A 12,659-nucleotide genomic window follows, 5' to 3' on the forward strand; every position below is an offset into this window, starting at 1 on the left:
CCGGACTCCCAGTCGACGTGCGAGGACGGCTCATCCACGTGCAGGGTGCGCGGCAGCAGCTCGTGCCGCAGCGCCAGCACCGTCTTGATCACCCCGGCCATACCGGCCGCGGCCTGGGTGTGGCTGAGGTTCGACTTGACCGAGCCGAGCAGCAGCGGCGTCTCGCGGTTCTGTCCGTACGCGGCCAGGAGTGCCTGGGCCTCCACCGGGTCACCGAGCACGGTACCGGTGCCGTGGGCCTCGACCACGTCGACCTGGTCGGCCGAGAGCCGGGCGCTGCGCAGCGCCTGCTCGATCACGCGCTGCTGGGAGGGGCCGTTGGGGGCGGTCAGGCCGTTGGAGGCGCCGTCCTGGTTGACCGCGCTGCCGCGCACCACGGCCAGCACCCGGTGGCCGTTGCGCCGGGCCACCGACAGCCGCTCCAGGACGAGCACGCCGACGCCCTCGGACCAGCCGGTGCCGTCCGCGGAGTCGGCGAAGGAGCGGCAGTGGCCGTCGGCGGCCAGCCCGCCTTGGCGGGCGAACTCCACGAAGGTGGTGGGGGTGGACATCACGGTGACGCCCGCGGCGAGCGCCAGCCCGCATTCCCCGGCCCGCAGCGACTGGGCGGCCAGGTGCAGGGCGACCAGCGAGGAGGAGCAGGCAGTGTCGACGGTGACGGCCGGACCGACGGCGCCGAACACGTACGAGAGCCGACCGGAGATCACGCTGGTGGCGTTGCCGGTCAGTACGAAGCCCTGGACGTCGTCGTCCGGGCCGGTGCGGTAGTCCTGCGGCATCGCGCCGACGAAGACCCCGGTGCGGGTGCCGCGGAGGGTCGTGGGATCGATGCCGGCCCGTTCGAAGGCCTCCCAGGAGGTTTCCAGCAGGACGCGCTGCTGCGGGTCCATGGACAGCGCCTCGCGGGGCGAGATGCCGAAGAAGCCGGGGTCGAAGTCGGCGGCGCCGCGGAGGAAGCCGCCCCGGACATCAGTGGGACCGTCGACCGGGTCGAGTTCCCAACCGCGGTCGGCCGGCAGGCCGGTGATGCCGTCCTCGCCGGCGACCAGCATCGCCCAGAGGTCCTCCGGGCTCGCCACCCCGCCGGGGAAGCGGCAGCTCATGCCCACGATGGCGATCGGCTCGCGGGCGGCCGCCTCCAGCTCGTCCACCCGCTGCCGGGAGCGCTGGAGGTCCGCGCTGGCCCGCTTGAGGTAGTCCCGGAGCTTCTGTTCCTTGTCCATCATCGACGCAACCCATCTGGAGGACCGGCGAACGGCAGGGGTCCGCTGTGGACGGCCCGCGTGCTCCGCACGCGCGGCGCTCGCATTCCCGCACTTCGGCGATCAGTCTCGATCGGTCCGGCACGGGAAATCCCTAGGGTCTTCGGGGCGGCCGGGGGGCGGCGCGCGGACTCTAGGGATTTGCCGGGCGCCCAGGCGGGATCGTCGGATGCGCGAGCCCTGGGTGCGGTCCGTCGGGCGAGCCAACGGGCCACCGACGTCGACGAGGATCACCGCCATGCCCCAATCCGTCCCGCACGGCGACCTGCCGAGACCCCTGCGGCCCACCGCGGGCGCCGCGGACGAGGCGGCGGAGAAGCTCAGCGCACTCGACGAGCAGCTGATCGCCCAGCTGGTCCGGCGGATCCGCCTGGGACGCGGCCATCAGCTGAGCCGACGTGCCGCCGGTCTGCCGACGACCAGCCTGGCCCAGGAGAACGCGATGCTGCGCCAGTACGTCGCCCGACTCGGCGATCCGGGCGCCGGGATCGCACTGGCGATCCTGGAACTCTCCCGACCGCCGTCCGCACCGACCGCCGAACAGCCGTAGGGCGGTGGGGGCCGGGGTCACCCCGGCCCCCCACCGCCCCGTCGCCCCGGGAGCGCCGTCACCAGCGCGCGCCCGCCAGCACCTCTCCGTAGTCGCGGGCGATCCGGGCCTGTTCGAGGTCGGACTCGACCATCATCCGCATGAGTTCGGGGAAGTCCACCGTGGGCTCCCAGCCCAGTGTGCGGCGCGCGTTGTCCGCGTCGGCGCAGAGCGTCTCCACTTCCGCGGGACGCACCAGCGTGGGGTCTACGGTGACGTGCTCCTCCCAGTTCAGCCCCACGGACTCGAAGGCGATCCGGGCCGCGTCGCGGACCGAGTGCATCCGGCCGGTGCCGATGACGTAGTCGCCCGGCTCGTCCTGCTGGAGCATCAGGTGCATCGCCCGGACGTAGTCCCCGGCGAAGCCCCAGTCGCGGACGGCGTCGAGGTTGCCGAGCAGCAGCCGGTCCTGCAGGCCGAGCTTGATCTGCGCGACCGCGAGGGAGATCTTCCTGGTCACGAACTCCGCGCCGCGGCGCGGGGACTCGTGGTTGAACAGGATCCCGGATACGCCGTACATGCCGTACGACTCGCGGTAGTTGCGGGTGATGTAGTGCCCGTAGGTCTTCACCACGCCGTACGGACTGCGCGGGTGGAACCGGGTGTCCTCGTGCTGCGGGGTCTCCGCGACCATGCCGAACATCTCGGAGCTGGAGGCCTGGTAGAACCGGATCTGGCCGGCTCCGCCGTTCGTCACCGCGGGCTTGTTGATCCCGCTGACCATCCGAATCGCCTCCAGCACCCGCAGCACGCCGGTGCCGTTGACCTCGGTGACCAGCTCCGGCTGACGCCAGGACATCGGCACGAAGGAGATCGCCCCGAGGTTGTACACCTCGTCGGGCTGGATCGTGTCGACCGCCGACACCAGACTGCTCTGGTCCATCAGGTCGCCGTCGACGAAGCGCAGCTCCGGGATCAGCCGGCTGACCCGGTCCTTCCGCGGATTCGCCTGTCCCCTGGTGAGGCCCCACACCTGGTACCCCATGGAGATCAGGTGCTCGGCCAGGTATGACCCGTCCTGGCCGGTCACCCCGGTGATGAGTGCACGTTTGGACATCCGTTCCCCTTCAGCCACTGTTCGCGGACCGCTCTCGGCACAGCCAGCGAACCACTGACGCGGCTAAGGAATTTGCGAGACTTCCCGCCCGCTCGGCGGGCGGACGGGGCCGGCCGAGCGCTCCGGGCTCCGTCACCCGTTCTCGGGCCGGAGCACGGAGGTCACTGCGCGTACGCAGCCGAGCAGCGTGTCCGCCGAGTCCCACCCGCCGGAGCGCCAGAGCAACAGGTCCGTCCCGTCCACGCGCCAGCTGAACGGCTCCGGCGCGGACGACAGTTCGCGCACGCCCGGGGCCGAGAGCACCCGCCTGGCCTGCTCCGGATCGGCCGCGTAGCTCTGGTGCCGGCGGTCGAACTCCGTCTCCCCACTGCTGATCCGGCCCTCGGGCACCGGCTCGACGACGAGAACGGAGTGGAAGGCGCGTTCGTGCCGCACCTCGATGCCGTCGACCGGGGTCGGCAGCGACACCACCGCGATCCCGTAGACATGGGTCGCGCCGTTGTACCGGCAGCTGTACCCGGCCGCGGTGAGCGGCAGGCCGTCGACCACGCCGCCGACCTGGTCGACGAGCCGCTGCGCGGCGCCGTAGTGGCAGGGCGGACCGGCCACCGGGAGCCGGGAAACCGTGAACTCCGGCCTGGTACTGAATCCGTGATGTGCCATCAGGTCACCGGCGAGCGCCCCGGCCCGGCGTCGCCCGCGGAACGCGTCAAGGCGCGGCGCGACGAGCACCAGGGAGACCAGGGCGAGGAAGAACACGAGCGGAACGACGACGTCCATGGGCGCTCCAGTGATCGGGACCACGTCGGCAGCGCCACCCGACCGCACGGAGGCGCGCGCGACCTTCACGCCGACCAGACTTCCCGGCACACCGCTACCGAATGTACGCGGTCGGACACCGGACGCAAGAGGCCCGGCCCCCCATGACGGCCCGAACCCGCCCAACGGGCACGGCGGTTGCCGCCGGCCGGAGGCTTCGCGGGTGACCACATGCACGGCGAGGAGGCCCCCTTCCCCCGGTCCGGACAGCGATCCGGGCCCCGGCGGATCAGCGTCTCACCCTCGGGCCCGCCGGTGAGCACCACCACCCGCCGGGGCGGCCACGGCGCGTACTGGGCCGGCCCCGCCCTCGCCCCGCGAGGGAGCCGGCCGTCACCGGGAACCGCGCACGTCAGAGGTCCGTCAGGAACCCGCGGCCGGGCGTCATGATGTCGTCAGCGGCTCTCCGCCCGACCCACGTGGCGCGTTCACTGGACGCAGTGAACCGTCCTCTGACGGAGGCGTACGGCCATGACCGGCACTACCCGTGTGATCGTCGGGCTGAGTGACTCGTTGAGCAGTCTCGCCGCGTTGGGACGTGCCGTGGACGAGGCGGCCCGAGGCGGGGCCACGCTGGTGCCGGTCGTCGCGTGGGTTCCTTCCGGCGGCACCGACCGCGACCACCTGCGCCCGCTGTCCGAGCTGGAGCACGCCGCCCGCAAGCGCGTCGACACCGCCTTCGAGCAGGCGTTCGGCGGTTACCCGGCCGACCTGGTCATCCACCCGCTGGTGGTCAGGGGCCACGCCGGGGCGGCCCTGGTCCGCGCCGTCACCGCTCCGACCGATCTGCTCGTCGTCGGCACCGGGAGGCACGGCCGCCTCGACCACCTGCTGCACGGCTCCGTCCTGCACCACTGCCGTACCTACGCGACCTGCCCGGTCATCGCCGTCTCCCCGGAAGAGCTGCTCCAGCAGCTGGACGTCGCCGCCCGTGACGGAGAGCCGCTCCACCTCGTCACGGGCGGCCGGTACGCGCCGACCGCCGGTCCGCGCTGACGATCGGCCGACTGCGCACGGCAGGCCGACGACGCAGGCGCTCCCGCCACCGACACCGATGCCCTCGGCCGCTGACGCCGAGGGCATCGACATGCGCCGCCAGGCGGCGCGCACCTCCCCGCGATCGGACGGCCGGATCGGTATCGTCCGCCGGGATGCCCCTGGTCTGCGAGCCGGCAGCCCCGCACGGAGGAGGTCCACCATGGCCGACAGCGGCTCCCCTGCGCGGCAGCCTGACGTTCCCGGTCCGAGCGTGCACGACTCCGTGCGTCCGGCGGTGGTGATCGCCGCGCTCGGGGTGGTCTTCGGCGACATCGGGACCAGCCCGATCTACACCCTCCAGACCGTCTTCAACCCGAGCGACCCGCACCCGGTCCCGGTCACGGCGGAGAACGTGTACGGGGTGGTGTCGTTGGTGTTCTGGTCGGTGGTGATCATCGTCCTGGTCACCTACGTGTTCCTGGCGATGCGCGCCGACAACGACGGCGAGGGCGGCATCATGGCCCTGATCACCCTGCTGCGGCGGTCCGGTTCGCCGCGCGGCCGGCGGACCACGGCCGTACTGGCCGCGCTGGGCATCTTCGGCGCCTCGCTGTTCTTCGGCGACAGCATGATCACCCCCGCGATCTCGGTGCTGTCGGCGATCGAGGGGCTCAAGGTCGTCGAGCCGTCGCTGGAGAGCGCCGTCGTGCCACTCACCGCGGTGATCATCGTGCTGCTGTTCCTGGTGCAGCGCAGGGGGTCCGCGGCGGTGGGCCGGCTGTTCGGACCAGTGATGATCGCCTGGTTCGTGACCATCGGGGCCTGCGGCGTGACCGGCATCGCCGACCACCCGCAGATCCTCAGGGCGCTGTCACCGGGTTACGCCCTGGGCTTCCTGTTCGGCCACTTCGGCACCGCGTTCTTCGCGCTGGCCGCCGTCGTGCTCGCGGTCACCGGCGCCGAGGCGCTCTACGCGGACATGGGGCATTTCGGCCGCCGGTCGATCACCCGAGCCTGGCTGGTCCTCGTCTTCCCCGCCTGCGTGCTGAGCTACCTCGGCCAGGGCGCCCTGATCCTCGACGACCCGAAGAACATCAGCAGCCCGTTCTTCCTGCTCGTTCCCCACTGGGGACGGCTGCCGATGGTCGTTCTGGCCACGGCCGCGACGGTGATCGCCTCCCAGGCGGTGATCACCGGCGCCTACTCGGTCACCTCCCAGGCCGCCCAGCTCGGTTACCTGCCGAGGCTGCGCATCGCACACACCTCCGAGTCCACCGTGGGCCAGATCTACGTCCCATGGGTCAACTGGCTGTTGATGGTCTCGGTGCTCACCCTGGTCTTCGCCTTCCGCAGCTCCACGGCGCTGGCCTTCGCGTTCGGCATGGCGGTCACCGGAACCATCACCATCACCACCCTGCTCTTCTTCTACGTCGCGCGGGCGAGGTGGACCGCCCCGGTCTGGCTGCTCGTCTCCGGCGCGGCGGTGCTGCTCACCGTGGACCTCCTGTTCGTCGCGGCCAACGTGACCAAGCTCGTCCACGGCGCGTGGCTGCCGCTGCTGATCGGCGTCACCGTGTTCACCGTCATGACGACCTGGCAGCACGGGCGCGAGGTCGTCACTGCCGAGCGGGCACGGCACGAGGGCCCCTTGCGCGAGTTCGTCGACCGCCTGCACAGCGGAGCGGTGCCGGCGCTGCGAGTGCCCGGCACCGCCGTCTTCCTCAACCGCGGAAAGCAGACGGCGCCGCTGGCCATGCGGGCCAACGTCGAGCACAACCACGTCCGGCACGACCACGTCGTCATCCTGTCCATCGAGACCGAGCCGCTGCCGCGTCTCCCCGACGACCGGCGGCTCGCCGTCGACGACCTCGGGTACGCCGAGGACGGGATCATCCACGTCACCGCCCGGTTCGGCTACATGGAGACACCGGACGTGCCGGGCGCGCTCTCGATGCTCGACCCCGCCCGGACCGAGGGGCCACTGCAGCTCGACCAGGCGTCCTACTTCCTGTCCAAGATCGAGCTGCGACGCGGAAAGACCCCGACCATGGCGCCCTGGCGCAAGCGGCTGTTCATCGCGACCTCGTACATCACGGCCGACGCCGCCGAGTACTTCGGTCTCCCCCGCGACCGCACGGTCATCATGGGCGCGCACATCGAGGTGTAGGCGCGTCTTCCGCCGTCCGTCGGGAGAGCGCACCGAGGTCCGACCGCCGCTGCGAGGCCGTCAGCCGTTGCCCGGACAGCGGGTCCGTGTCAGTCGACGATCTCCTGGTAGACCGTGGTCCAGAAGTCCTGAGCAAGCCGCGCCGCGTGCGGGACGGACATCCCGACCTGGGTGAGCAGGATGCCGACGAGCCGGTTCTCCGGGTCAGCGTAGGTCGTGGTGCCGCTTCCGCCGTCCCAGCCGAACTGACCGACGGGCGCATAGTCGCCGCGGTAGGTGCGCACCGCCGTCCCGAAGCCCCAACCGCCGTGCTGTCCCTGGCCGTACGACACGTGAACGTTGTCACGGGCCATTGCCGCGCGGGCCGCGGTCTGTTCCGGAGTGAGGCGGTTGGTGGTCATCAGCTCGACGGCGGGCCGGGACAGGATCCGCTCACTCCCGTGCATGCCCCGGTTCAGCAGCATGCGGAAGTAGGCGTGGTAGTCGTCGACGGTGGAGACCAGCCCGCCACCGCCGCCCGGGAACGCCGGCGGCCGGCTCCAGCGTCCGTTCGCCGGCTCGTCCCACACGGTGAACTCCCCCGTCTGCGGGTCTGGGGCGTAGAGGGGCGGCAGTCGGTCGATCCGGTCGGCGGGCACGTGGAAACCGGTGTCCTCCATGCCCAGCGGGCCGAAGACGCGCTCGCGCAGGAACGTCTCGAAGGACTGGCCCGTAACCCTGGCGACGAGCACACCGAGCAGGTCGCTGGCGATGTGGTACTGCCACTGCTCTCCGGGCTGGTGCATCAGCGGAAGCGTTCCGAGGCGGCGCATCCACTCGTCCGGTTCGGGCATCGGCGTCGGCAGATCGGGCGTGAGCCCCTGCTCGAAGATGGCGTTCATGATCGGGGTGCCCAGCGAGGTCATGTCCATGCCGAGTCCGAACGTCGAGGTCAGCACGTCCCGTACGGTGATCGGACGGCGCGCCGGCACGGTGTCGTCCAGCGGGCCGTCGATCCGCTTCAGCACCCGACGGTCGGCGAGCTCCGGCAGCCACTGCTCCACCAGGTCGTCCAGCCGCAACCCGCACTCGTCCAGCAGGACCATCGCCGCAGCCATCGTGACCGGCTTGGAGGTCGAGGCCATCCGGAAGATCGTGTCCCGGCGCATCGGCGAACCACCGTCGTGGCTCATCGTCCCGATCGCTTCGACATACGTCTCGTCGCCCCGGCCGACCAGCGCGACGAGTCCGGGGATCCGCCCGGAATCGACGTGGCGCGCCAGCACGTCGCGCACCTTGCGCAGCCCTGCTTCGGAGAAGCCGCCGCTGCTCTGTCCCATCATGGATCTCCCCCTGTGAAATCGTTCGCGAATCACTGAACAATGATGAAGCTACATTGCGTTCAGATATGTGTCAACGCGATACCGGCGCCAAATACCAAGCCAGAAGCGGCATGTTGGCTTTCGTTGCAATGGCCGTGACGCCAAACGCAATGGCCGGTCGAGCCTGATGTTGCAATGAGATGGGAGTGAACGCATCCCGTACGGCGAGGGGCGAGCGGGCACCAGGCCCGGCAACCGCCGGAGGCAGGACCAGCCGACGCCAGCGGCGGTTCCCGACAGCAGCCACGGACGCGCCCCCAGGAGGTCCGGGAGTCCACGGAGTTCCTGGGGTCCTCCCCGAACAGCAGGGACTCGTCAGCCGTGATCTCCCGCAGGGATTCGGGAGTGCAGGGCATGCGCACACGTCACCGGGAGCACGGTCGACGCACACCGGGCGCGAGCACCGCAGCCTGTCCCCCGATGCGGCTCGGTACCTGCGAGGACGACCATGGAGAGGACGGTGGTCCGCTGCCCGCGGCCACCCGTGACGGAGGCCTCGGAGCCGCGCCAGGTCTCACCGGGCGGCGGGGAAGGACGGCAGTGATGCCTCGTGGTCGGTTGCGGGTCTACCTCGGGGCCGCCCCCGGAGTCGGCAAGACCTACGCCATGCTCGCCGAGGGCCACCGCCGCGCCTCGCGCGGCACGGACGTGGTGATTGCCTACGTCGAGGACTACGGCCGACCTCTGACCCGCCGGATGGCCGAGGGCCTGGCGACCGTGCCCCGCCGGACCGTGGCGTACCGGTCCTGCACCTTCACCGAGATGGACCTGGACGCGGTGCTGACCCGTCACCCCCGGGTCGCCCTGGTCGACGAGCTGGCGCACACCAACGTCCCCGGCTGCCGGAACGAGAAGCGATGGCAGGACGTCGAGGAACTGCTGGAGGCCGGGATCGACGTCATCTCCACGGTCAACATCCAGCACCTGGAGTCACTCAACGACATCGTGGCACAGATCACCGGCGTCCGGCAGCACGAGACCGTCCCCGACGACGTGGTGCGCCGCGCCGACCAGATCGAGCTGGTCGACATGTCCGCCGAGGCCCTGCGCCGGCGCATGGTCCACGGCAACATCTACCCACCCGAGAAGATCGACACGGCGCTGGCGAACTTCTTTCGCGCCGGCAACCTGACCGCCCTGCGCGAGATCGCCTTGCTCTGGGCGGCCGACCGGGTCGAGGAGGCACTGCTGCGCTACCGCCACGACCACGGCATCCAGCAGCCGTGGAGCACCCGCGAGCGCGTCCTGGTCGCCCTCTCCGGCGGCCCCGAGGGCGACACGCTGATCCGCCGGGCCAAGCGCACAGCCTCCCGCGGCGCCGGCGGCGAGTTCCTGGCCGTCCACGTCGCCCGCGACGACGGGCTGGCCGGCGCGTCCCCGCAACTGCTGGCCAGCCAGCGCGCCCTCGTGGAGAGCCTCGGCGGCAGCTGGCAGGCGGTGAACGGAGACGACCCGGCACAGGCGGTGCTGGCCTTCGCCCGGCAGGTCAACGCCACCCAGATCGTCATCGGCGCCACCCGCCGTAGCCGCCTCAAAAACCTCTTCGGCCGCGGCACCGGCGAGGCGATCATCGAGGGCTCCGGCGACGACATCGACGTCTACGTCGTCACCCACTCCGAAGCCGCGCATGGCCGGTTCCTGCCCAGCCGCCGGTCAAGCGAAAAGCGTTGACCACGACCTTTCCGGCCGAGACGGGCCACCGGCAGGAAACGTTTCGGACAACCGCTGGTCTCGTGCGCGTGACGCGGCCGTCAAAGCCGCGTCAAAGTTCCGAACCACCCGTATGGAACGCGTCAGGAAACGATGACGCGTTCCGTCTGGCTGGTTTGCTGCCCTCTGCCGGTTCGTCTGCCGGTGCCGCGCACGTCTCCGGGCAGTGCCTGCGGCGTCCCCCACATCCCCACCTGGTGGAACCCATGCTCGATCTTGTGTTCGTCGGCCTCACGGTTGCCGTGTTCGCCGTCATCGCCTTGGTCGCGAAGGGGGTCGAGAAGCTGTGAGCGCCGAGAACCTCGCAGGTCTCATCGTCGCCGTCGCGCTCGTCGGCTACCTCGTCGTCGCGCTGATCTTCCCGGAGAAGTTCTGATCATGAGCTCCACTCTCGCGGGCTGGCTGCAGGCCCTCGCCCTCGTCGGCGCGCTGGCCCTGTGCTACCGGCCGCTCGGCGACTACATCGCCAAGCTCCTCACCTCCGCCAAGCACCTCAGAGTCGAGCGCGGCATCTACAAGCTGATCGGCGTCGACGGCGACGCCGATCAGCGTTGGCCGGTGTACCTGCGTTCGGTGCTGGCCTTCTCGGCCGTCTCCGTCCTCTTCCTCTACGGCCTGATCCGCCTGCAGGGCTACCTGCTGCTGAACCTGGGTGTCCAGCAGATGGAGGGCCACCAAGCCTGGAACACGGCGATCTCGTTCGTCACCAACACCAACTGGCAGTCGTACTCGGGTGAGTCCGCGATGGGCCACCTGGTGCAGATGGCGGGCCTGGCGGTGCAGAACTTCGTCTCCGCGGCTGTCGGCATCGCCGTCATGGCCACGCTGATCCGCGGCTTCATGCGGAACAGGACCGACAGGGTCGGCAATTTCTGGGTGGACCTGGTCCGGATCACGCTGCGGCTGCTGCTGCCGCTGTCGGTCGTGTTCGCCCTCGTGCTGGTGGCGAACGGTGTGATCCAGAACTTCCACGGCTTCCACGAGATCGCGACGCTGGCCGGCGACCCGCAGAAGATCCCGGGCGGTCCGGTGGCCTCGCAGGAGGTCATCAAGGAACTGGGCACCAACGGTGGCGGTTTCTTCAACGCCAACTCGGCGCACCCGTTCGAGAACCCGACCGGGTTCACGAACTGGCTGGAGATCTTCCTGCTGCTGGTGATCCCATTCGCGCTGCCCCGCACCTTCGGCAAGATGGTCGGCGACAACCGCCAGGGCTACGCGATCGTCGCCGTGATGGGCCTGTTCTGGGTCGCCTCGGTCGCCCTGATCACCTTCGCCGAGTCGCAGCACCACGGCACCGCCCTGCAGGCCGCGGGCGCCTCGATGGAGGGCAAGGAGCAGCGGTTCGGCATCGCCGCCAGCTCGCTGTTCGCCGCCTCTACGACGCTGACCTCGACCGGTGCGGTGAACTCCTTCCACGACTCGTTCACGCCGTTCGGCGGCGGGATCACGATCTTCAACATGATGCTCGGCGAGATCGCGCCCGGCGGTGTGGGCTCCGGCCTGTACGGCATGCTGATCCTCGCCGTCGTCGCGGTGTTCGTCGCCGGCCTGATGGTCGGGCGCACGCCGGAGTACCTGGGCAAGAAGCTCGGCGGCCGGGAGATGAAGTTCGCGTCCCTCTACATCCTCACCACCCCGATCCTGGTGCTGGTCGGCACCGGTGTGGCGATGGCCCTGCCGGGCGAGCGGGCCGGGATGCTCAACAACGGTGCGCACGGCTTCTCCGAGGTGCTGTACGCCTTCACCTCCGCGAGCAACAACAACGGTTCGGCGTTCGCCGGAATCACCGTCAACACCGACTGGTACGACACCGCGCTGGGCCTGTGCATGGTGTTCGGCCGTTTCCTGCCCATGGTGTTCGTCCTGGCGCTGGCCGGTTCGCTCGCCCAGCAGCAGCCGGTCCCGGCCACCCCGGGCACCCTGCCCACCCACAAGCCGCTGTTCGTCGGGCTGCTCTCCGGTGTCGTGCTGATCGTCGTCGGCCTCACCTACTTCCCGGCCCTGGCCCTCGGGCCGCTCGCAGAAGGTCTCCACTGATGTCCACCACCCACAACCCCGCACCGGTCGACCACAGCACGACCCCGCACCGAGTCCAGAGCGGCCTTCTCGACCCCAAGCTCATCCTCACGTCGCTCCCCGACGCGGTGAAGAAGCTCGACCCCCGGGTGATGGTCAAGAACCCGGTCATGTTCGTGGTCGAGGTCGGCTCGGTCGTCACCACGATCTCCGCGATCGCGGGCCCGTCCGTGTTCGCCTGGTCGATCACCGTGTGGCTCTGGCTGACCACGATCTTCGCCAACCTGGCCGAGGCCGTGGCCGAGGGCCGCGGCAAGGCCCAGGCCGACACCCTGCGCAAGACCAAGACCGAGAGCGTCGCGCGTCGCCTCACCAACTGGCCGGCCACCCAGGACGAGGAGGAGGTCCCGGGCACCGCCCTCCAGCTCGGCAACCACGTGGTGGTCGAGGCCGGCCAGATCATCCCCGGCGACGGCGACGTCGTCGAGGGCGTCGCGAGCGTCGACGAGTCGGCGATCACCGGCGAGTCCGCGCCGGTCATCCGCGAGTCCGGCGGCGACCGCTCCGCCGTCACCGGCGGTACCAAGGTGCTGTCCGACCGCATCGTGGTGAAGATCGCCTCGGAGCCCGGCAAGTCCTTCATCGACCGGATGATCGCCCTGGTCGAGGGCGCCGCCCGGCAGAAGACGCCGAACGA

10 protein-coding genes and 1 pseudogene (1 of these 11 cut by a window edge) are annotated in these 12,659 nt (G+C 70.4%); 7 read left to right on the forward strand and 4 right to left on the reverse strand.

What is annotated here, in order from left to right; translation table 11 throughout:
* Positions 1-1,223, reverse strand: the 5' portion of a protein-coding gene (locus tag AB0D10_RS41220; protein WP_360266598.1) for a type I polyketide synthase. 26,794 nt of this gene lie to the left of the window's left edge; only the first 1,223 of its 28,017 coding nucleotides appear in the window; the start codon lies at positions 1,221-1,223; its stop codon lies off the left edge, out of view.
* A gap of 277 nt (positions 1,224-1,500) precedes the next feature.
* Here AB0D10_RS41220 and AB0D10_RS41225 point away from each other — a divergent pair, with 277 nt between their 5' ends.
* Positions 1,501-1,812 carry a hypothetical protein gene (locus AB0D10_RS41225; RefSeq protein ID WP_360266577.1) on the forward strand — a complete coding sequence of 104 codons (312 nt, stop codon included), beginning with the start codon at positions 1,501-1,503 and terminating at the stop codon, positions 1,810-1,812.
* 58 nt (positions 1,813-1,870) lie between these two features.
* Here the strand turns inward: AB0D10_RS41225 and AB0D10_RS41230 are convergent, their stop codons facing one another.
* Both AB0D10_RS41230 and AB0D10_RS41235 read right to left on the reverse strand, forming a co-directional pair.
* On the reverse strand, positions 1,871-2,908 hold the full coding sequence (locus AB0D10_RS41230) for a GDP-mannose 4,6-dehydratase (protein ID WP_360266580.1): 1,038 nt from the start codon (positions 2,906-2,908) through the stop codon (positions 1,871-1,873).
* Positions 2,909-3,040: 132 nt separating this feature from the next.
* Positions 3,041-3,688 (reverse strand): hypothetical protein, encoded by a 648-nt coding sequence (locus AB0D10_RS41235; RefSeq protein ID WP_360266583.1) that lies wholly within the window; start codon positions 3,686-3,688, stop codon positions 3,041-3,043.
* A gap of 510 nt (positions 3,689-4,198) precedes the next feature.
* On the opposite strand from AB0D10_RS41235, the gene AB0D10_RS41240 reads away from it, so the two are divergent.
* Positions 4,199-4,723 carry a universal stress protein gene (locus AB0D10_RS41240; protein WP_360266586.1) on the forward strand — a complete coding sequence of 175 codons (525 nt, stop codon included), beginning with the start codon at positions 4,199-4,201 and terminating at the stop codon, positions 4,721-4,723.
* A gap of 202 nt (positions 4,724-4,925) precedes the next feature.
* Entirely contained in the window at positions 4,926-6,872 is a 1,947-nt protein-coding gene (locus tag AB0D10_RS41245; protein WP_360266589.1) for a potassium transporter Kup, read from the forward strand.
* A gap of 89 nt (positions 6,873-6,961) precedes the next feature.
* Here AB0D10_RS41245 and AB0D10_RS41250 read toward each other — a convergent pair whose 3' ends face one another.
* Positions 6,962-8,191 (reverse strand): serine hydrolase domain-containing protein, encoded by a 1,230-nt coding sequence (locus tag AB0D10_RS41250; RefSeq protein WP_360266601.1) that lies wholly within the window; start codon positions 8,189-8,191, stop codon positions 6,962-6,964.
* A 585-nt stretch (positions 8,192-8,776) separates the two neighbouring features.
* Between AB0D10_RS41250 and AB0D10_RS41255 the strand changes: the two genes are divergently transcribed.
* The 4 genes and pseudogenes from AB0D10_RS41255 to AB0D10_RS41270 form a co-directional block, all read left to right on the forward strand.
* Positions 8,777-9,904: a universal stress protein gene (locus tag AB0D10_RS41255; RefSeq protein ID WP_360266592.1), complete on the forward strand. Its 1,128-nt coding sequence runs from the start codon at positions 8,777-8,779 to the stop codon at positions 9,902-9,904.
* Positions 9,905-10,229: 325 nt separating this feature from the next.
* A complete protein-coding gene (kdpF, locus tag AB0D10_RS41260; protein WP_037830997.1) occupies positions 10,230-10,319 on the forward strand; it encodes a K(+)-transporting ATPase subunit F in 90 nt (29 codons plus the stop codon).
* Positions 10,320-10,321: 2 nt separating this feature from the next.
* On the forward strand, positions 10,322-11,983 hold the full coding sequence (kdpA, locus tag AB0D10_RS41265) for a potassium-transporting ATPase subunit KdpA (RefSeq protein ID WP_360266595.1): 1,662 nt from the start codon (positions 10,322-10,324) through the stop codon (positions 11,981-11,983).
* Positions 11,983-12,659 (forward strand): annotated as a pseudogene (locus AB0D10_RS41270) (potassium-transporting ATPase subunit B); the annotation flags it as partial. The gene kdpA and the pseudogene AB0D10_RS41270, both read left to right, overlap by 1 nt.

Source organism: Kitasatospora sp. NPDC048545 (genome assembly GCF_040651155.1).
Taxonomy (GTDB): domain Bacteria; phylum Actinomycetota; class Actinomycetes; order Streptomycetales; family Streptomycetaceae; genus Kitasatospora.

Bases quoted from the DNA above. Each gene is read 5' to 3' on its own strand.
- AB0D10_RS41225 (WP_360266577.1), top strand. From the start codon at position 1,501: ATGCCCCAATCCGTCCCGCACGGCGACCTGCCGAGACCCCTGCGGCCC.
- AB0D10_RS41230 (WP_360266580.1), bottom strand. From the start codon at position 2,908: ATGTCCAAACGTGCACTCATCACCGGGGTGACCGGCCAGGACGGGTCA.
- AB0D10_RS41235 (WP_360266583.1), bottom strand. From the start codon at position 3,688: ATGGACGTCGTCGTTCCGCTCGTGTTCTTCCTCGCCCTGGTCTCCCTG.
- AB0D10_RS41240 (WP_360266586.1), top strand. From the start codon at position 4,199: ATGACCGGCACTACCCGTGTGATCGTCGGGCTGAGTGACTCGTTGAGC.
- AB0D10_RS41245 (WP_360266589.1), top strand. From the start codon at position 4,926: ATGGCCGACAGCGGCTCCCCTGCGCGGCAGCCTGACGTTCCCGGTCCG.
- AB0D10_RS41250 (WP_360266601.1), bottom strand. From the start codon at position 8,191: ATGGGACAGAGCAGCGGCGGCTTCTCCGAAGCAGGGCTGCGCAAGGTG.
- AB0D10_RS41255 (WP_360266592.1), top strand. From the start codon at position 8,777: ATGCCTCGTGGTCGGTTGCGGGTCTACCTCGGGGCCGCCCCCGGAGTC.
- kdpA (WP_360266595.1), top strand. From the start codon at position 10,322: ATGAGCTCCACTCTCGCGGGCTGGCTGCAGGCCCTCGCCCTCGTCGGC.